This is a genomic window from Nocardia sp. NPDC052316, from assembly GCF_044547795.1.
GTDB lineage: Bacteria > Actinomycetota > Actinomycetes > Mycobacteriales > Mycobacteriaceae > Nocardia.
The window spans coordinates 889,048-905,565 of the sequence record NZ_JBIUBB010000004.1; the positions used below are offsets into that span (position 1 = coordinate 889,048).

21 protein-coding genes are annotated in these 16,518 nt (G+C 67.7%); 14 read left to right on the plus strand and 7 right to left on the minus strand.

Annotated elements, in window-relative coordinates; all coding sequences use genetic code 11:
- The first annotated feature begins 12 nt into the window (after positions 1-12).
- Positions 13-594, plus strand: coding sequence for a hypothetical protein (locus ACIHA7_RS22505; protein WP_397292819.1), 582 nt, complete (start codon positions 13-15; stop codon positions 592-594).
- Positions 595-733: 139 nt separating this feature from the next.
- Positions 734-928: a hypothetical protein gene (locus ACIHA7_RS22510; protein ID WP_397292823.1), complete on the plus strand. Its 195-nt coding sequence runs from the start codon at positions 734-736 to the stop codon at positions 926-928.
- Here ACIHA7_RS22510 and ACIHA7_RS22515 read toward each other — a convergent pair.
- Positions 925-1,236 (minus strand): EthD family reductase, encoded by a 312-nt coding sequence (locus ACIHA7_RS22515; protein WP_397292827.1) that lies wholly within the window; start codon positions 1,234-1,236, stop codon positions 925-927. The genes ACIHA7_RS22510 and ACIHA7_RS22515 overlap by 4 nt on opposite strands.
- Positions 1,237-1,385: 149 nt before the next feature.
- Here ACIHA7_RS22515 and ACIHA7_RS22520 point away from each other — a divergent pair, with 149 nt between their 5' ends.
- Positions 1,386-2,288 carry a LysR family transcriptional regulator gene (locus ACIHA7_RS22520; RefSeq protein ID WP_397292831.1) on the plus strand — a complete coding sequence of 301 codons (903 nt, stop codon included), beginning with the start codon at positions 1,386-1,388 and terminating at the stop codon, positions 2,286-2,288.
- A gap of 15 nt (positions 2,289-2,303) precedes the next feature.
- Here the strand turns inward: ACIHA7_RS22520 and ACIHA7_RS22525 are convergent, their stop codons facing one another.
- Positions 2,304-2,528: a hypothetical protein gene (locus tag ACIHA7_RS22525; RefSeq protein ID WP_397292833.1), complete on the minus strand. Its 225-nt coding sequence runs from the start codon at positions 2,526-2,528 to the stop codon at positions 2,304-2,306.
- On the opposite strand from ACIHA7_RS22525, the gene ACIHA7_RS22530 reads away from it, so the two are divergent.
- Both ACIHA7_RS22530 and ACIHA7_RS22535 read left to right on the plus strand, forming a co-directional pair.
- Positions 2,512-3,675 carry an epoxide hydrolase family protein gene (locus tag ACIHA7_RS22530; protein WP_397292835.1) on the plus strand — a complete coding sequence of 388 codons (1,164 nt, stop codon included), beginning with the start codon at positions 2,512-2,514 and terminating at the stop codon, positions 3,673-3,675. The two genes, ACIHA7_RS22525 and ACIHA7_RS22530, sit on opposite strands and share 17 nt — an antisense overlap.
- A 206-nt stretch (positions 3,676-3,881) precedes the next feature.
- Positions 3,882-4,274, plus strand: coding sequence for a PPOX class F420-dependent oxidoreductase (locus ACIHA7_RS22535; protein WP_397292837.1), 393 nt, complete (start codon positions 3,882-3,884; stop codon positions 4,272-4,274).
- 79 nt (positions 4,275-4,353) lie between these two features.
- Here ACIHA7_RS22535 and ACIHA7_RS22540 read toward each other — a convergent pair whose 3' ends face one another.
- Complete coding sequence (locus ACIHA7_RS22540) at positions 4,354-4,617, minus strand: helix-turn-helix transcriptional regulator (protein WP_397292839.1); 264 nt, start codon at positions 4,615-4,617, stop codon at positions 4,354-4,356.
- A 203-nt stretch (positions 4,618-4,820) separates the two neighbouring features.
- On the opposite strand from ACIHA7_RS22540, the gene map reads away from it, so the two are divergent.
- Entirely contained in the window at positions 4,821-5,588 is a 768-nt protein-coding gene (gene map / locus ACIHA7_RS22545; RefSeq protein ID WP_397292843.1) for a type I methionyl aminopeptidase, read from the plus strand.
- A 54-nt stretch (positions 5,589-5,642) separates the two neighbouring features.
- Here map and ACIHA7_RS22550 read toward each other — a convergent pair whose 3' ends face one another.
- The gene (locus tag ACIHA7_RS22550; protein ID WP_397292847.1) at positions 5,643-6,362 is read right to left on the minus strand and encodes a glyoxalase; all 720 of its coding nucleotides are present in this window, start codon (positions 6,360-6,362) and stop codon (positions 5,643-5,645) included.
- A gap of 114 nt (positions 6,363-6,476) precedes the next feature.
- On the opposite strand from ACIHA7_RS22550, the gene ACIHA7_RS22555 reads away from it, so the two are divergent.
- Positions 6,477-7,025, plus strand: coding sequence for a PadR family transcriptional regulator (locus ACIHA7_RS22555; RefSeq protein WP_397292851.1), 549 nt, complete (start codon positions 6,477-6,479; stop codon positions 7,023-7,025).
- An 18-nt stretch (positions 7,026-7,043) separates the two neighbouring features.
- Positions 7,044-7,427, plus strand: a complete 384-nt coding sequence (locus tag ACIHA7_RS22560) for a PPOX class F420-dependent oxidoreductase (RefSeq protein ID WP_397292855.1) — start codon at positions 7,044-7,046, stop codon at positions 7,425-7,427.
- A gap of 3 nt (positions 7,428-7,430) precedes the next feature.
- Here ACIHA7_RS22560 and ACIHA7_RS22565 read toward each other — a convergent pair whose 3' ends face one another.
- Entirely contained in the window at positions 7,431-8,825 is a 1,395-nt protein-coding gene (locus tag ACIHA7_RS22565) for a metallopeptidase TldD-related protein (RefSeq protein ID WP_397292858.1), read from the minus strand.
- Complete coding sequence (locus ACIHA7_RS22570) at positions 8,822-10,351, minus strand: TldD/PmbA family protein (protein WP_397292860.1); 1,530 nt, start codon at positions 10,349-10,351, stop codon at positions 8,822-8,824. The genes ACIHA7_RS22565 and ACIHA7_RS22570 overlap by 4 nt, the downstream gene beginning before the upstream one ends.
- A gap of 198 nt (positions 10,352-10,549) precedes the next feature.
- Here ACIHA7_RS22570 and ACIHA7_RS22575 point away from each other — a divergent pair, with 198 nt between their 5' ends.
- Positions 10,550-11,194, plus strand: a complete 645-nt coding sequence (locus tag ACIHA7_RS22575) for a TetR/AcrR family transcriptional regulator (protein WP_397292864.1) — start codon at positions 10,550-10,552, stop codon at positions 11,192-11,194.
- A gap of 34 nt (positions 11,195-11,228) precedes the next feature.
- On the opposite strand, the gene ACIHA7_RS22580 is transcribed toward ACIHA7_RS22575, so the two are convergent.
- Positions 11,229-11,996, minus strand: coding sequence for a TSUP family transporter (locus ACIHA7_RS22580; protein WP_397292867.1), 768 nt, complete (start codon positions 11,994-11,996; stop codon positions 11,229-11,231).
- A 244-nt stretch (positions 11,997-12,240) separates the two neighbouring features.
- Between ACIHA7_RS22580 and ACIHA7_RS22585 the strand changes: the two genes are divergently transcribed.
- From ACIHA7_RS22585 to ACIHA7_RS22605, 5 genes are all read left to right on the plus strand, one after another.
- Positions 12,241-13,365, plus strand: coding sequence for a sensor histidine kinase (locus ACIHA7_RS22585; protein WP_397292871.1), 1,125 nt, complete (start codon positions 12,241-12,243; stop codon positions 13,363-13,365).
- Between the two features lie 48 nt (positions 13,366-13,413).
- Positions 13,414-14,073: a response regulator transcription factor gene (locus ACIHA7_RS22590; protein WP_107657642.1), complete on the plus strand. Its 660-nt coding sequence runs from the start codon at positions 13,414-13,416 to the stop codon at positions 14,071-14,073.
- A 104-nt stretch (positions 14,074-14,177) separates the two neighbouring features.
- The gene (locus tag ACIHA7_RS22595; RefSeq protein ID WP_397292877.1) at positions 14,178-15,593 is read left to right on the plus strand and encodes a hypothetical protein; all 1,416 of its coding nucleotides are present in this window, start codon (positions 14,178-14,180) and stop codon (positions 15,591-15,593) included.
- 93 nt (positions 15,594-15,686) lie between these two features.
- Positions 15,687-16,169, plus strand: a complete 483-nt coding sequence (locus ACIHA7_RS22600; protein WP_397292882.1) for an FxsA family protein — start codon at positions 15,687-15,689, stop codon at positions 16,167-16,169.
- Positions 16,170-16,245: 76 nt separating this feature from the next.
- Positions 16,246-16,488, plus strand: coding sequence for a hypothetical protein (locus ACIHA7_RS22605; protein WP_397292884.1), 243 nt, complete (start codon positions 16,246-16,248; stop codon positions 16,486-16,488).
- Positions 16,489-16,518: the final 30 nt, after the last annotated feature.

The window sequence follows — 16,518 nt, forward strand, 5'->3', positions numbered from 1 at the left end:
GCGACGGATAGGGTGCCGCGCCGATGGCGGATCGTCTGGCTGCTCACGGTCGCCGCGCTGTTGATGGCGGCCCTCGCGGCAGTACCCGCGCTCTACCTGTCGGAGCGCTTCTATCGGTTTCAGGAGATCCCCCTATGGGCTCCGCCTTTGTGCTGGATCGCGACGGCGGCGCTGCTTGTCCTCGTACCGAAGCTGGGTTGGCGGCGCACGCGAGCCTGGCTGGTGCCCGCCGCCGTCCTGGCGCTAGCGGTGTTACCCGTCCTCCCACTGATGATGTTGTCGGCAATCGCTTCGGGTGACAGCAAGGTCGTGGCCGTCGAGGTGAGCTCGGACGGTCGCCACGATGCCGTCACGCAGTATGTGGACTTCGGGATCGATACCCTGTGCGCCGTCAGGCTGCGGGAGCGTCGCGGCCTCTTCAGCAGACAGACCGATGTGTGGCCGGCGCGTGAAGGTCGCGGTCAGCAATGTCCGACGCAGGTGTCCTTCACAGGAAACAACACGATCAGCATCATCGATGCGCGCGGCCTGGAAATGACGACACACTTCGACGCCGACCGGATGCAGGTAGCACAGCTCTTGCCGCCGCCGTGACTGATGCGAGACCCGATCGGGCCGAGGTCAGTGTCCTGAATTCGGCTGAGCGCCAGCAGCTCTCAGTGCTTGTCGCGATACTCGCAGTCAACGTCGGCTCATCCCCGACCCGGGCACCGCGCTCGCCGAGACGATCCGCGTGCTACGACCGGGCGGCTGTCGCGCGGTGGTGGCGCCCACCGTGCGCAGCGGCCCGCTCGCACTGATCGGCCGCTGCGCACCCGGTGCAGGCGGCGCGCATTTGTTCACCGAGACCGAGATCGCCGATAGCGTCGAGAGTTTCGGACTCAGCGGCGTAGCCACGCGCCGCCTCGGGGCGATCCACTGGACCTAGCCGATGCCGTCCTGCACCGGATAGTGGATGACGACCACACCGCCGGTGGCGTAGTTGACGACATCGGCGGCCGCCCGCTGGCCTTGCGGCGACGACCGTGCCGCGGACTCGGCGGCGGCGTCCGCGAAGTCGGCTTCGAAGACCGCGAAATACGGCGCTTCTCCGTCGGTGGCCGCCACGTCGAAGCTGTAGCGCCAGGCAAGCAGGCCGGGCATCTGTATGGCCAGTGGAAGGTGGGTGGTCACGTAGTAGTCGCGGAAGTGGTCGGGATCGGCGGGCTGGGGATACAGAACCAATAACTTATGCATGGCTGCCTCCGGCAGCGCTAGGTGCGGCACATGGGGATTCGGTCGGTTGAATCGTCATATGCGCAGGTTAGGGCTGGATGTGCGGTCGAGGGAAAGACCGATACGGGATAGACTCAGAACGGATCGTTATCAATCGAGGGGGAGGGCAGGTGGCGCCGGATACGCTGAGTCTGCGGTACTTTCTGGTGCTGGCACAGGAGTTGAACTTCACCCGCGCGGCCGCACGGATCGGTATCGCGCAGCCCGCACTCAGTGCCCGGATGCGCCGATTGGAGGCGGAACTCGGCACGGCCCTGCTGGTCCGCAACACGCGTAACGTCGTATTGACCACGGCCGGTGCGGCTTTGGCGGAGTCCGCGCCGCCCGCGCTGGCGGCGCTGGATCGGGCATGGGACACCGCCCGGAGCGCGGCGGCCGGTGAACTGGGCACGCTGCGCATCGGATACAGCCTCAGCACCGGGGCCGAGACGGTACCGGCCGTGGTGGACAGGCTCATTCGCAGCAGTCCGGGACTCGAGGTCGGCGCGGTCCCCATGGCGACACCGGAGATAAACCCCGCGGTCGCTGACGGTCGCATCGATGCGGGGATCACGCGCGGCGAACAACCGGGTCGTGGCGTGCGCCGGTTCCTGCTGCGACGAATGCGCGTCGGGGTCCAATTGGCACAGCATCATCCGCTGGCCGAGCACCCGGAGATCACGGTCGCCGATGCGGCCGCGTATCCGCTGCGACTTCCCGACCGTACGGCCAACCCCGTGATCCACGATCAGCTGTCCGACCTGTTCCGCGACATCCGGCCGTACCCCCGATTCAACACGCCCCCAGTATCTTTCGACATGTCCCAGCGCGACCTACGCGACGGACTCACCCTCGCCCCGGCCGGTGAAGCCGCGCTCGCGACACAATCGGCCGGTCTCACCTGGCGGCCGCTGCATGGCGCACCCAGCCTGACGATCCATCTGGTCCTCCCACGCGAGCAGTCACCACTACACCGCCGCATCCGTGCCGCCGCCAAAACCCTGGCGTACGAACTGCACTGGCTGCCGGACTGACTGACGCGCAGCAGGTCACGCGAGACGAACGTCGTCGGCGCGGCTCGTCAGCACATCGTGGCCGGTACGCGGCAGCCGAATACCGCCGTTTGTTGCGGAACCGTGCGCCAGGTACCTGGCTGCTACCAGCCGGGCAGAGCTGTGGAATCGAATCCAGAAAAATTTGAACGAGAACTCGGATTGCGGAAGCAAGTCTTCCGCAATGCCCGCGAGAGTTGTTCCCATGACGAACACAGACATCCGCCCCTTCCGTATCGACATCCCGCAGACCGACCTCGATGAGCTGCGCGACCGGCTGGCGCACGCTCGGATTCCGCATCCGGTGCCGGGGACCGAGAACGATTGGCGCCGCGGCATCGCGCCCGCCTACCTCGCGGAGTTGGCGCAGTATTGGCGCGACGGCTTCGACTGGCGGGCGCAGGAGGCGAAGCTGAACGCGCATGACCAGTTCACGACCGAGATCGACGGGCAGACAATTCATTTCATTCACGTGCGATCAGCGGAGGCGGGAGCGGTGCCGCTGCTGCTCACGCACGGATACCCGGGATCGGTGGTCGAGTTCCTCGATCTGATCGGGCCGTTGACGGATCCGGTTGCGCACGGCGGTGATTCGGCGGATGCATTCCACGTGGTGATTCCGTCGCTGCCGGGGTTCGGCTTCTCGACGCCGCTGGCCGCGACCGGGTGGGAGTTGGCGCGGACCACGGAAGCGTTCGCGGAGTTGATGACTCGGCTCGGATACGAGAAATTCGTCGCCCAGGGTGGGGATGTGGGTGCCGGGGTGACCGGGCGGCTGGCCGCGCTCTACCCGGAGCGGGTGATTGCCACACACGTCAACAGCGATCAGGGTTCGCTCGGGTTGGTCGGCGAGCAGCTGCCGATCCCGGACGGCCTGACCGACGAGGAACTGACGGCCATCCAAGGCGCTCAGGCGCAGTGGGCGGAGCAGAAGGGCTACCTGGTGCTGCAATCGACCCAGCCCAATGCCATCGCCGCCGCATTGACCGACTCGCCGATCGCGCAATTGGCGTGGATCGCCGAGAAATTCCAGGTATGGACCGATCCGGCGCGCCCCGCAGGCGAAGCGGTCGACCGGGATGTCCTGCTGACCAACATCAGCATCTACTGGTTCACCCGAAGCGGTGCATCGGCCGCCCAGTTCCTGTGGGAGACAGCGCATTCCGGCATGGGCTGGGTGATGCCGTCCGGCGTCCCGCAGGGGATGGCGGTATTCAACACGAGCCCCCTGATGCGCCGAGTCATGAACCCGTACGGCACCATCGAGCACTTCACCGAGTACGCCGAGGGCGGACATTTCGCGGCGTTGGAACAGCCGAAGCTGTTCCTCGAAGATGTGCGGACGTTCTTCCGCAAGCATCGAGGGTGAATCGCGCGGGTGGGGTGCGCGGACCGGCGCACTCCACCGTCGAACGGCGTCAGCCCGCCGCGGCGGGTGGCCGAAAGGGCGATAAGGCTGCTCGGGCGGTGGTGGTTGTGTTGGGCTGCTGGCGCACCGATACGTCGCCGCGCGTACGCCGGAATTGTGTCTGTGAGCGGATGCCGGGCGGGGCGCGGCGGCCTACCGTATGCGCTATGACATGGAATGAGCTGGGGGCGAGCAGGTTCGCGCTGCTGACCACCTATAAGAAGGACGGCACGCCGGTGGGGACGCCGGTGTGGGTGGCGCCGGACGGTGACCGGATCGTCGTATGGACCAACTCGAAGACGTGGAAGGTCAAGCGCATCAGGCGCAATGCCGAGGTGACGTTGCAGCGGTCCGATGGCCGTGGTCGTCCGAAAGGCGACGAGATATTCCCGGGGACCGCGACGATCTTGGACGCCGAGGGCACGCAACGCGTGCGTGACCTGGTCTCCCGCAAGTACGGCGTCATCGGCACGGTGGCCATCAAGTCGCACAAGCTGTTCCGCGGCGCCGAGGGCTCCGTTGGTCTCGCCATCACCCAGCGGCCCGTCGCCGACGAGTAGTGCTCGACCCGTCACCGTGGCGCGATCGTCGTTACCGTGCCCCGTCGATCATGAAGCCCGCCCGGAGGCGGGACATGGTTCAGGCGGACTCGGCTAGTCCCGCGGCGCGCCAGGTATCGGCCAGGTCTTGGAGGGGGAGATCGAGGACGAGGCTCAAAGCGACGACGGTGCCGAAAGCGGGGGAGGGGAGGCGACCCGTCTCGATCTTGCGGAGGGTTTCCGGTGAAATGCCTGCCGCGCGGGCGACTTCGGTGAGATCGCGCTCGGCGCGGGCTGCGCGCAGGGCGATGCCGAGGCGGCGTCCGGCGTCGATTTGAGCCGGTGTCAACGGAAGGCGGACCATGTGGACAGGGTAGGGGCGGTATTTAAATACCGCAAGTTTCAAATCAACATGTTCCTACGTAGATATGCGCATCTATCAATGTTGCCTCAGCGGGTGGGGTGCGTCAGTTCGAGAGGGTCAACAACGGCCAGGACGGAGGGGTTGGTATTAAAATACCGTCTAGGTTAGGGTGGTATTAAAATACCAAGATTAGGGGTTTGTCGATGGTGGAGTTGAAGACGCCAGGTGAGATCGAACGCATGTTGGTGACCGGCCAGTTCGTGGCCGAGGTGCTGGGGGAGTTGCGGGAGCGCGCCCGCGTCGGCGTGAACCTGCTGGAGCTGGAAGCCCATGTGCGCGAGAAGATTCGGCAGCGCGGCGCGCAGTCCTGCTACTGGGACTACGCGCCGTCCTTCGGCCGCGGCCCGTTCCGCAACACCGTCTGTCTCTCGGTCAACGATGCTGTGCTGCACGGACTCCCGTTCGACTACGCGCTGCGCGACGGCGACGTGCTGACCATGGATCTCGCCGTCGGCATCGACGGCTGGGTGGCGGACGCGGCGACCACCATCGTGGTCGGCACGCCCGCCCCGGAAGACCTCCGCCTGATCCGCGCAACGGAGGAGGCCCTCGCCGCCGCGATCGCCGTCGCGCTGCCGGGCAACCGTATCGGCGACATCTCCGCCGCGATCTCCGCCGTGGCACGCGACTACGGCTACCCGGTCAACACCGAGTTCGGCGGCCACGGCCTCGGCCGCACCATGCATGAGGACCCGCACATCCCCAACTCCGGCAAGCCGGGTCGCGGCTACCGTCTGCGCCCCGGCCTCACTATCGCCATCGAACCCTGGTTCGCCCGCACCACCGACCGCATCGTCACCGACCCCGACGGCTGGACCCTGCGCTCCGCCGACGGCTCCCGCACCGCCCACTCCGAACACACCATCGCAATCACCGAAAGCGGTCCGGAGGTACTTACTTCGGCGAGGTGACGATGGAGGCCCGCGGTGGTCGGCAGGGTATGTGCCGACCACCGGTCGACGCGATTACTCGGCGTCGGCCAACCACTGCTCCAAGTCGGCCGCGATCTGGAGATGCTCCGCGATTTCAGCACGCTCCGCGTCGGACAACTCCAGTCCCGCTATCTCGCTACGCAATTCGGTCGCCCGCTCCGGATTGCCCATCGCCACCGCCAGTTCGGTGAGTTCGGCCAACGCGTGCGCCTTGTCGAGCACCGAAGCGGTGGCGGCGAAGCGGCGCAGTCCGGATTCGAGTGTCTTGCGGGCCGCCTCGTCGTCTTCCTTGGAGAACCGCAGGATCCGCGCGTTGTCCAGAACTCGTTGCAGCCCTTGTAGTTCCCGTGATCCGCCGTACTCGAAGTCGGGTTCGTCGCGTTGCAGATAGGTGACGCTGTTGCCGCCCGGGTCGGTGACGGTGAAGCGCGTCTGGCCGGCCCGGAACCGGCTGATGCGCGGCACGCCCTTGACCGGAATGCGGCCGAGGTGCGCACGCAGCGCGGCACTGAACTGCTTGTGCAGGGGCGCTACCTCGTCGACCCTGACCAGGCAGCCCGCATCGATGTCCGCCACACTGCGCGTGTCCCTGGCGTCGCAGTAGAAGTCCAGTCCGTAGCCATTGCGCTCCACCGAGCCGTAGGCGTAGGGCTTGGTCTGCTCGTAGGTCACCTTGTATCCCAGGACTTGATAGAACGCGAGCGTCTCGGCCAAGTTGCCGCCCCACATCACCGGTACTGCCGTGTCGCCCATGAAAGCCTCCCACTACCTGCGGTAATCAATTTTGACTACTCAAGGTTAGGGTCGTCGCGAGCCGGAAGTCAACTTTGACTACTGTAGAAAATTGCTATCTGAAGGAGGTCGCCGATGTCGGCTGTGCGCCTGTTGGTGCTGGGGGTGATGCGCCTGCGTCAGCCCACCTACGGCTACGCCGTGCGGCGCGAATTGCTGTCTTGGCGCGCGGAAACGTGGACGAACGTGAAGCCGGGCTCGATCTATCACGCGCTGAAACAGCTGACCCAGGAGGGAAAGCTGAGCGCCTATGGCACCGAGGGCAGCAACCAGGGCCCTGGCCGCACGCTGTTCCAGCTGACCGACGAGGGCGAAGCGGAGTTCCGCAAGCTGATGGACGAGGCGTTGATCAGCATCGATATGGAGGAACTCGGCGCGGGCATCGCGTTCATGGACGCGCTGCCCCGCGCGCACGTCATCGAGAAGCTGCGCGAACAGCGCCGCCGCAGCGAGGAGGTCCGCACCGGCCTGCTCGAGATGATCCCCGACTTCCCAGCCCGCGGCGAGCCGCCGCACGCGACGGACCTACTCGAACTGTGGAGCAGCGTCTTCGGCAACCTCGCGGGCTGGACCGACGGTGTACTGGCCCGCCTGGAATCGGGCGAGTACCGAATGTCGGAATAGACCGCCTACGCTGCGTGCATGACCAACACGCTCGGGGCCGTCGGCGCATCCGATTACGTTCTGCTGACCACGTTCCGCAAGGACGGCTCGCCCGTCGGCACGCCGGTGTGGGCGGTCGCCGACGGCGACAAGCTCTACGTCTGGACGGTCACCGACAGCTGGAAGGTCAAGCGCCTGCGCCGCAACCCCGATGTCACCGTGCAGCCGTGCAGCGTGCGCGGCAAGCCGCACGGCGCGGTGGTCGCGGGCACCGGGCGCATCCTCGACCAGGACGGCACCGATCGCGTGCGCAAGTTGCTCATGCGCAAGTACTGGATGATGGGTCCGATCACCATCCTCGGCAGCACTCTGCGCCGCGGCAAGAAGGGCACCGTCGCCGTCGAGATCACCTTCCCCGGTTGATCGTCAGGTCGCCTGGCTCACCGAGGACATGTGGAAGTCGGGAATCCGCAAGGGCGGCATGGCCGTTCGGGTGAACCAGTCCTTCCACTCGCGTGGCAGCGTGACCTCGGTGGCGCCCGCCTCGGTAACCCGGCGCAGCAGATCCAGCGGACTCTCGTTGAACCGGAAGTTGTTGACCGCGGCGGTCACCGCACCGTTCTCGACGAGGTAGACGCCGTCGCGGGTCAGCCCGGTGAGCAGCAGGCTGGCCGGGTCGACCTCGCGGATGTACCAGAGCGTGGTGAGCAGCAAGCCGCGCTCGGTGCGGGCGATCATCTCGTCGAGCGTGGTGCCGGAGCCGCCGGTGAGCAGCAGGTTGTCGCCGGGAACCGTAGGGGCGGTACCGAATTCGGCAGCGGCGGCGCGCGGGTAGACCAGCGACTCGATGACGCCCTCGCGCACCCAGTCGACCCGGTCGGCGGACAGCCCGTTGTCGAATACCGACACCGCTTGGGAGGACGACGATGTCGCGACGAACGGGCAGTACTCGAGTCCGGGGGCTTTCGGGTCGGAGTACAGCGTCAGCGGAATGTCGGTGAGCCGCTCGCCGATTCGGGTGCCGCCGGCCCGGGAGAACGCGGTGTGGCCTTCGTGCGCGCCGCGACCCTCCATCTCCCAGTTCATATAGATCATCAGGTCGGCGACGGCCGAGGGCGGCAGCAAGGTCTCGTAGCGGCCCGCGGGCAGTTCGACCTTGCGCTTGGCCCAGTCCAGTCGCCGGGACAGTTCGGTGAGCAGGCCCGGCACGTCGACATCGGTGAAGTCCGGGGTGCCGACGCCGACCCACGCGCTGGCGAGATCGTTTCCCGTGCCGCGCTTTCCGTTGATCTCCACCGAACCGGTCGGCTGCACGAAACGACGCCGGAGACCGGTCGAGGAACCGAGCCAGATCGTCTGCACGGTGTGGTGGGCGAAACCGTAGAGGCGGTCGCCGCCGTCGAAGCCGGTGGACAGGTCGCGGGCGAGATCGGTGAACACCTCGATGTCGGTGCTGCCGGGGGCGGCGGCCCAGTCGTCGGCGGGGACGTCCGAGTCCAGCAGCGGCATCGCGTCGCGGGCGGGTTCGGCGGTGCGTGCCGCCGCCTCGCTCTTGCGTACCACCGCTTCGATCTCGGCCGGGTCGACGCTGGTCGAGCCGATGGTGCCGACGCGGGCCGCGCCTGCCTCGTCGCGGAAGATCGAGACAACGGACCACCCACGCGAAACCGAGGATCCGTTGGTGGTCATCGAGTTTCCGGCCCAGCGCAGCGACGCGTCGTGCGCGTCGGTGACGAGTACGATCGCCTCGTCGGCCTGGGACAGGGCGAGCGCGCGTTCGACGACCTCGCCCGCCGGGATAAGGGTGGTCTGCGCGGTCATTGTCCCGCCTCCGTCCGGGTATTGAGAATGTTGATGCCGCGCACCAGCACCGACGGGCAGCCGTGGCTCACCGCCGCGACCTGGCCGGGTTGGGCCTTACCGCAGTTGGCCGCGCCGCCGAGCTGCCAGGTGGACGGTCCGCCGACGGCTTCCATGGCACCCCAGAAGTCGGTGGTGGTGGCCTGGTAGGCGACGTCGCGCAGCTGACCGTCCAGCTTGCCGTCGCGGATGCGGAAGAAGCGCTGGCCGGTGAACTGGAAGTTGTAGCGCTGCATGTCGATCGACCAGGACTTGTCGCCGACGATGTAGATGCCGTTGTCGACCCGGGAGATGAGTTCGGCGGTGCTGGTGTCGCGTTCGGGGTCGGGTTGCAGCGAGACGTTCGCCATCCGCTGGATCGGCACGTGGTGCGCGGAGTCGGCGTAGGAGCAGCCGTTGGAGCGGTCCAGGCCGAGGCGCGGTGCGAAGACGCGGTCCAGCTGGTAGCCGACCAGGATGCCGTCGCGCACCAGGTCCCAGCGCTGCGCGGCGACACCCTCGTCGTCGTAGCCGATGCTGGCCAGGCCGTTCGCCTCGGTGCGGTCGCCGGTGACGTGCATGATCGGCGTGCCGTATCGGAGCTTGCCGAGCTGGTCCGGCGTCGCGAACGAGGTGCCCGCGTAGGCGGCTTCGTAGCCGATGGCCCGGTCGTATTCGGTGGCGTGGCCGATGGATTCGTGAATGGTCAGCCACAGGTTGGTCGGGTCGATCACGAGATCGGTGGGGCCGGGGGTGACCGTCGGCGCCTTCACCTTCTCGGCGAGCCACTGCGGGATGTGCGCGAGTTCGTCCGCCCAGTCCCAGGTGCCGTCGGCGCCGGTGACGTACTCCCAGCCGCGGCCCACCGGTGCGGCCAGCGTGCGCATGGTCTCGAACACGCCCGCCGAGGAGTCGACGGTGGTCGCCTCCAACTGCGGGTGCAGCCGGACCCGTTGCTGGGTGATGGACGAGCCCGCGGTGTCGGCGTAGAAGGTCTGCTCCTTCACCTGCAGCACCGACGCGGTGACGTGGTCGACGCCGTCCGCGCTGGACAGTCGGCCCGAATAGTCTTGCAGCAGATCGACCTTCTCGGCCGTCGGCACCGTGAACGGGTCCAGGTCGTAGGCCGATACCCAGCGCACGTTGTCGTAGATCGGCTCGTCGGCCAGCTCGACGCGCTCGCGGTTGAGCGCGCGCAATGTCGTCGCGACCGTGACCGCGCGGCGGGCCACCTCCACCGCCGTCGCGGGGGTCAGCGCGGCATGCGAGGCGAAGCCCCACGTACCGTCGACGATCACCCGGACCGCCAAGCCGAGCTCGGCGTTGTCGATGATCGACTCGACCCGCCCGTCGCGCAGCCGGATCGACTGGGTGACCAGCCGGTGCACCCGCAGGTCGGCATGGTGGGCGCCGGCCGCCTTCGCCGCGGTCAACGCGGCCTCGGCGAGCGCGGCCAGTGGGAGGTCGAGGAACTCGGCGTCCACATCCTTGGAAGTCGCGATGCTCACCCGGTCCAACCTAGTCGGTTCCCTCCGAGAGGGCTTGCGCCTGCGGGGATTACACGCCGTGCGAGTTTGCAGCGCGTGCAAACCGGCACGTGATGCATGGTGGCGCGGCGTGCAAGAACGGAGGGTTGGCGCCGGGAACGGCACGCGCGAAACCAGCGCCTACCGCGCCTGCCTCGCGAAATGCCGTACTGTGCCCGCGTGCCGCCATCCGCCCTTCGTGACCGTAAACGCGAACGTACCCGCCGAGCGCTGCTCGAGGCAGCCGTACAGCTGTTCGAGACGAGAGGCTATGAAGAAACCACGGTGGCCGACATCGCCGCGGTAGCCGATGTCGGGACCCGCACCTTCTTCAACTACTTCGCCAGCAAGGAAGAGCTACTTTTCCCGGAGACGGACGAGCGGGTGCGGGCCGCGGTGGCCGCGATCGGCAGCAGGCGGCCGGGGGAGCGACCGGTCGAGGTGTTGCTGCGTGCGCTGCGCGCGGCCGGTGACAATCCCGGCGAGCATCTCGTCGACGATCTCAACGCCCGGATCGCCGCGCTGCGCGCGCAGGTGTCGCGCACGGTGCCCTCGGTGAGCGGGCGGGCCGCGCACGCGCAGCTGGTCGCCCAGCGCGAGATCGCCCGTCAGCTACACATCGCGTTCCCTGGCGAGCTGGACGAGGTCGGCGCCGCCGCGCTGGTCGGCGCGGTCGTCGGTGCCGTGTCGGGCGCGCTCACCGTGCTGTTCCAGCAGCCGTTGAACGGCGCGGAGGACGGCGAGCGGCTGCACCGGCGCATCCACGAGACGACCTCGCGGGTGCTCAAGCCTTGGCTCGCCTCCCAGGTCGAGACCCGGAGCTGATCGGCGGGCCCAACAGGTCGAAACCCGCGATCGCTCAGCCGAACTGCTGCCAGCCCAATCGGATCACCATTCCGACGACCACGACGAGCAGTACGACGCGGACGAACTTCGCGCCGTTGCGCAACGCCATGTGCGAGCCGACGATCGCGCCCGCCACATTGCCGACGGCCATGGCCGCGCCGAGCGCCCACAGGATGTTGCCGGTGGCGCCGAAGAAGATCAGCGCGCCGACGTTGGAACCGCAGTTGATCACCTTCGCCATCGCGGCGGCCCGGACGAACTCGGTGCCGAGCAGGGTGGCGAAGGTGATGATGAGGAAGGTGCCGGTGCCGGGGCCGAGCAGGCCGTCGTAGAGGCCGACCAGGCCGGCGGCCAGCGCGATGGTGAGGATGAACTTGCGACGCGTCGGCGGGTGCGTGGCGAGGGTGACGCCGATCGACGGGCGCAGCGTGACGAACACGGCGACGGCGACGAGCACCGCCATCACGATGGGGATGAACAGCTCACGGTCGATCAGCGACACCGCGGCGGCGCCGATCGCCGCGGTGACCGCGGCGATGACGGCCGCGGGCAGCAGCACCCGCCAGCGCAGCGGCACTTTCCTGGCGAACGTCACCACCGAGGCACCGGTGCCCGCGACCGCCGCCAGCTTGTTGGTGCCGAGCGCGGTCTGCGGTGTGATGGTCGGCGCGACCAGGAACAGCGTCGGCAGGATGATCAATCCGCCGCCACCGACCACCGCGTCCACCCAGCCCGCGGCCGTCGCCGCGGTCAAAAGAACTGCCCAATCACCGATCTGCACGTCCGCGAGCCAACCAGATCGGATATCCAAGACCAGTGAGCAGTCCAGTGCGCGGCCGGTGTGGCGGCGGACCCGGATCGGCCGTATCGCTCGAGGTGAGGTTCCGGCCGGACTCGAGCGGCAAGCCCGGTTCGCGTCGGGTCGCGCGGGGCGGGTGCCAGGCGAAACCGCTCGGTCGACCTAGGCTGAGGGCGTGCGCCGGTTCAGTCTGTGGCTTCGTGGGAAGCCCATCGTTGCGGATTCGATGCTGGCGATTGTCCTGTTGGTGCTCGAGATCCTGGGGGCCGCTAATGCGGAGCACAAGGTCGCCTCGCTCGCCATCGGGTTGTTCTTGCCGATTCCGGTGGTGTTCCGGCGGGTGTACCCGCGGGCGATGGCGGTGGCGTCGTTGCTGCTGTCGTTCACCGCGAGCGCCGTGCAGTACGTGGTGGGCGACGAAAAGGTCGAGCACATCACGTTGTTCAGCCTCGGCATCATGCTGTACACGCTGGTCGCCTATGTCGGGCGGCGAGAGGGTCTGTGGTTTGCGGCGGGTCTGGTCGCGGACACGGTGCTGTCGTACTCGGCCGACATTCTCAAGCCTGCCAGCGACGTCATCTTCACGATCATGTTCTTCGCGCTGTGCTGGACGCTGGCCGAGTTCATCGGGGCCAGGCACGCCTACGACACCGAGGTCGCGGCGCGGCTGGCGGTCGCCGACTACGACAAGGAGCGTCGCGCGCACGACGCCGTCTCCGCCGAACGCACCCGGATCGCGCGGGAACTGCACGATGTGGTCGCACACGCGGTGAGCGTGATCATCGTGCAGGCGGACGGGGCGCGCTACGCGTTGCGCCGCGATCCCGACGCGGCCGAGCAGGCGCTCAGCACCATCGCGAGCACCGGGCGGGAGGCGCTGCGCGAATTACGCAGAACCGTCGCGCTTTTGCGCACCGAACACGCCCCCGACCAGCTGCCGCAGCACGGGACCGCGGGGCTGGCGCGCGTGGTCGAGATGATGCGCGGCACCGGCCTGGCCGTGGAACTCGAGCTGACCGGTGAACTCGACGACATCGCACCCGAGGTGAGCCTCGGCGTCCATCGCATCGTGCAGGAGTCACTCACCAACACACTGCGGCACGCGGGCCCGCACCCCAAGGCCTGGGTGCAGATTCGCCGCCGCGACACCGATGTGACCATCGACATCAGCGACACCGGCGGTGTCCCGCTCGACGAGCCGTCCATCAGGATCAAAGGCGGCGGCATGGGGTTGGTCGGCATGCGCGAACGCATCGCGGTGCTCGGCGGCACCCTGGAAACCGGCCGCGCCGCCGACGGTGCCTGGCGGGTGCATGCGACCATTCCGCTCGAACCCGGCCTTCCGGAGTAGTTGCGCCACGAAACGGCGCGCGGCGGTGGGCACGTTAGATTGGGGGGCGTGCCGATCACCGTTCTCGTTGTGGATGACCAGGAACTCATGCGTATGGGGCTGAAGATGGTGCTCGGTGCGCACCCCGACATCGAGGTGATCGGGGAGGCGGCCAACGGCGCGGCCGCGGTGAGCCGGGCGGCGGAGCTGCGCCCCGATGTGGTGTTGATGGACGTGCGGATGCCCGTGGTGGACGGGGTGACCGCGACCGCGCGGATCGTCGACGCGGGCCACGGCTGCCGGGTGCTGGTGATGACCACCTTCGATCTCGACGAACACGCTCTCGGCGCGTTGCGCGCGGGCGCCAGCGGGTTCCTGTTGAAAGACACGCCGCCGGAGGACCTCATCTCCGCCATCCGCAGTGTCGCCGCGGGTGACGCGGTGGTGTCGCCGAAAGTGACCAAGCGCCTGCTGGATCGGCTCATCGCCGAGGACCCGGCGCGCATGCGCGACCCCGGTGTCCTGGAGGTGCTCACCGCGCGGGAACGCGAGGTGCTCGAGCAGATCGCCGCGGGCCGCTCGAATGCCGAAATCGCCGAGCAACTTTTTCTCTCCGAGGCCACCGTGAAAACTCATGTGGGCCGGGTGCTTACGAAACTCGGTCTGCGCGACCGCGTTCAGGCCGTGGTGCTGGCTTATGAGACCGGATTGGTCCGCCCCGGCGGCTGACGCGGTCAACTCCGTAGCAAAACGCACGATGCCCCGACCATTTCGGGCTGTCTCCTGAGGTATCCGAGTGCTGGACTGAACAGTACGAACTTCAGGGGGAAATCATGGATTCTATTTTCTATTGGAATGCCGTCGCGCTGGAAGCGAATCGCATCAGCCACAGCAATGGCGCGGGCGAACAGACCGGCCCGCCGCTCAGTGCGCGGGCGTTGGGCATCGCGCACCTGGCGATGTACGACGGCTACATCGGTGTGCTCGGCGACAGCGCGCAATACCCGCCGTACCTCCCCGATCTGCCGCCCGCGCCGCCCGGTGCGAATGCCGACGCGGCGGTGGCCGGTGGCGCGCATGCCACGCTGACGTCGTTGTTCCCGAGTCAGCGGACGGCGCTCGATCAGGCGCTGGACGACGCGGGACTCAGCGGGCCAGGCGTCTCCGAAGGACTGGCGTTCGGCAGGCTCGTCGCCGAACGGATCCTGGCCGACCGCGCCGACGACCCCGATGCGAGCGGCACCGGATATCAGCCCTCGCCCGAGCGCTTCCACCACAGGGTGGACCCGTTCAATCCTGGTCAGGGCTTCCACGGTCCGTTCTATGGCGCACGATCCAAGCTGTTCTCCGCCACCGAACGGCATCGGAACGCGCCGCCACCCGACGGCGACGGCGCGGAGTACCTCGAGACGCAACGGATCGTCCGGGTCACCGGGATCGCCCCCGACCTGCTGGGCACGCTGCCCTCGTTCCTCATCGAGGGCCTCCCGCCGGACCGTCGGCGCCGCACCGAGGAACGGACGCTGATCGGCCTCTTCTGGGCCTACGACGGAGCGAACGGCATCGGCACACCGCCGCGTCTCTACAACCAGATCGTGCGCACCGTCGCCGCAGCCCGGAACAATTCGACGCAGGAGAACGCGCGATTGTTCGCGCTGATCAATGTCGCCATGGCCGACGCGGGAATCCTTTCCTGGGAGCAGAAATACCTGCACGACCTGTGGCGTCCGGTGGTCGGTATTCGGGAACACGCGCCGGCGATGGGGCCGGGTGCGGTCGAAGGCGACAACGGCATCGGGACCGATACCCAGCTGGATTGGTTGCCGATGGGCGCACCGGCGTCGAATTCGACCAATAGGAATTTCACACCGAATTTCCCCGCGTATCCCTCCGGGCACGCGACATTCGGCGCGGCCGCCCTGCACATCACCCGGCGGTTCTACGGCATCGCCGAGGACGACCGGAATCCGGACGATCTCGCCGCCGGGCTCACGTTCGTGTCCGACGAATTGAACGGCGTCACCGCCGACAACACCGGCACCGTGCGCCCACGTCACGTCCGCAGCTTCCCCGAGGGGCTCTGGCAGATGATCGTGGAGAACGGGCGCAGCCGGGTGTGGCTCGGCGTGCACTGGGAATTCGACTTCGCGCCGCGGCTGTTCGGCATCGGTGGGCTGGCCCTCGGACTCGACATCGCCAACGACATCTTCGACACGGGGATGGGCAAGTCGACGGTCGGCCCGGGGTGACCCGGACCGGATCTCAGCGGGCTCTCAGGCGGATTCGGGAGAAAAATGGCGCCGCCGGACGTTGCATCCAGTAGATCGTCCGAAAGGATCGCCATGCCCGTCCTGGTATTCGTGCTCTACGTGGTCACCGAGATCGCCGCGCTGGTCGCCGTCGGCCAGTGGCTCGGCGTGCTTCCCGCCATCCTGCTGCTGATCGCCGGTTCGACGGCGGGCATGCTGCTCGTCGGCGCGCAGGGACGGCGGGTGTTCGAACAGTTCCGCCGGGCCGGGCGTGGTGAGATCGCGCCGGGCACCGCGGTCGCCGACGGCGCGCTCGTCGCGGCGGGCGGGGTGCTGATGTTCGTGCCCGGACTGGTCACCTCGCTGTTCGGCTTGCTGCTGCTGTTGCCGCCGACCCGGATGCTGGTGCGTCCGCTGCTCACCGCGTTCGCCGCGCGCCGGTTCGGCAAGCTGGCGGCCGCGGCTCCGTACCGCGGCGTGGTGATCGACGGTGATCAGGTGGTCGAGGGTGTCGTGGTGCAGCAGTGGTACGACGACGGGCAAGGCAACGCGCACCGCGCGATTACCAAGTCCTAGTCTCCCTATTACCAACGGGTAGTAAAGGCACGCCAGCGCGCTAGGGATCCGCGCGAAACAGGGCTATGGTGGCGCGATGGCCACCGAGCAACTCACCATCACGGTGAGCGAGGAGCTAGCCGCAGCGGTCAAGAAAGCTGCGGCTGCTGCCGGACAGTCGATCTCCGGATTCACCGCCGCCGCGCTGCGGCTGGAACTGATCGCCATCGAAGCGGGGTGTCGACCCGGCCCGAATCCCGGGTCGTCGCGCTTCGCCGAGGTGATGACGGTGCTGGCGTGCCCCGAGGACACGGTGCCGCACCCCGTACTGAACGGCTGACCGGAACGCCTGAAACAGGCATACGGCAGA

Bases quoted from the DNA above. Each gene is read 5' to 3' on its own strand.
- ACIHA7_RS22585 (WP_397292871.1), top strand. From the start codon at position 12,241: ATGCTGGCGATTGTCCTGTTGGTGCTCGAGATCCTGGGGGCCGCTAAT.
- ACIHA7_RS22515 (WP_397292827.1), bottom strand. From the start codon at position 1,236: ATGCATAAGTTATTGGTTCTGTATCCCCAGCCCGCCGATCCCGACCAC.
- ACIHA7_RS22535 (WP_397292837.1), top strand. From the start codon at position 3,882: ATGACATGGAATGAGCTGGGGGCGAGCAGGTTCGCGCTGCTGACCACC.
- ACIHA7_RS22540 (WP_397292839.1), bottom strand. From the start codon at position 4,617: ATGGTCCGCCTTCCGTTGACACCGGCTCAAATCGACGCCGGACGCCGC.
- ACIHA7_RS22555 (WP_397292851.1), top strand. From the start codon at position 6,477: ATGTCGGCTGTGCGCCTGTTGGTGCTGGGGGTGATGCGCCTGCGTCAG.
- ACIHA7_RS22605 (WP_397292884.1), top strand. From the start codon at position 16,246: ATGGCCACCGAGCAACTCACCATCACGGTGAGCGAGGAGCTAGCCGCA.
- ACIHA7_RS22550 (WP_397292847.1), bottom strand. From the start codon at position 6,362: ATGGGCGACACGGCAGTACCGGTGATGTGGGGCGGCAACTTGGCCGAG.
- ACIHA7_RS22565 (WP_397292858.1), bottom strand. From the start codon at position 8,825: ATGACCGCGCAGACCACCCTTATCCCGGCGGGCGAGGTCGTCGAACGC.
- ACIHA7_RS22530 (WP_397292835.1), top strand. From the start codon at position 2,512: ATGACGAACACAGACATCCGCCCCTTCCGTATCGACATCCCGCAGACC.
- map (WP_397292843.1), top strand. From the start codon at position 4,821: ATGGTGGAGTTGAAGACGCCAGGTGAGATCGAACGCATGTTGGTGACC.
- ACIHA7_RS22600 (WP_397292882.1), top strand. From the start codon at position 15,687: ATGCCCGTCCTGGTATTCGTGCTCTACGTGGTCACCGAGATCGCCGCG.
- ACIHA7_RS22560 (WP_397292855.1), top strand. From the start codon at position 7,044: ATGACCAACACGCTCGGGGCCGTCGGCGCATCCGATTACGTTCTGCTG.
- ACIHA7_RS22525 (WP_397292833.1), bottom strand. From the start codon at position 2,528: ATGTCTGTGTTCGTCATGGGAACAACTCTCGCGGGCATTGCGGAAGAC.
- ACIHA7_RS22595 (WP_397292877.1), top strand. From the start codon at position 14,178: ATGGATTCTATTTTCTATTGGAATGCCGTCGCGCTGGAAGCGAATCGC.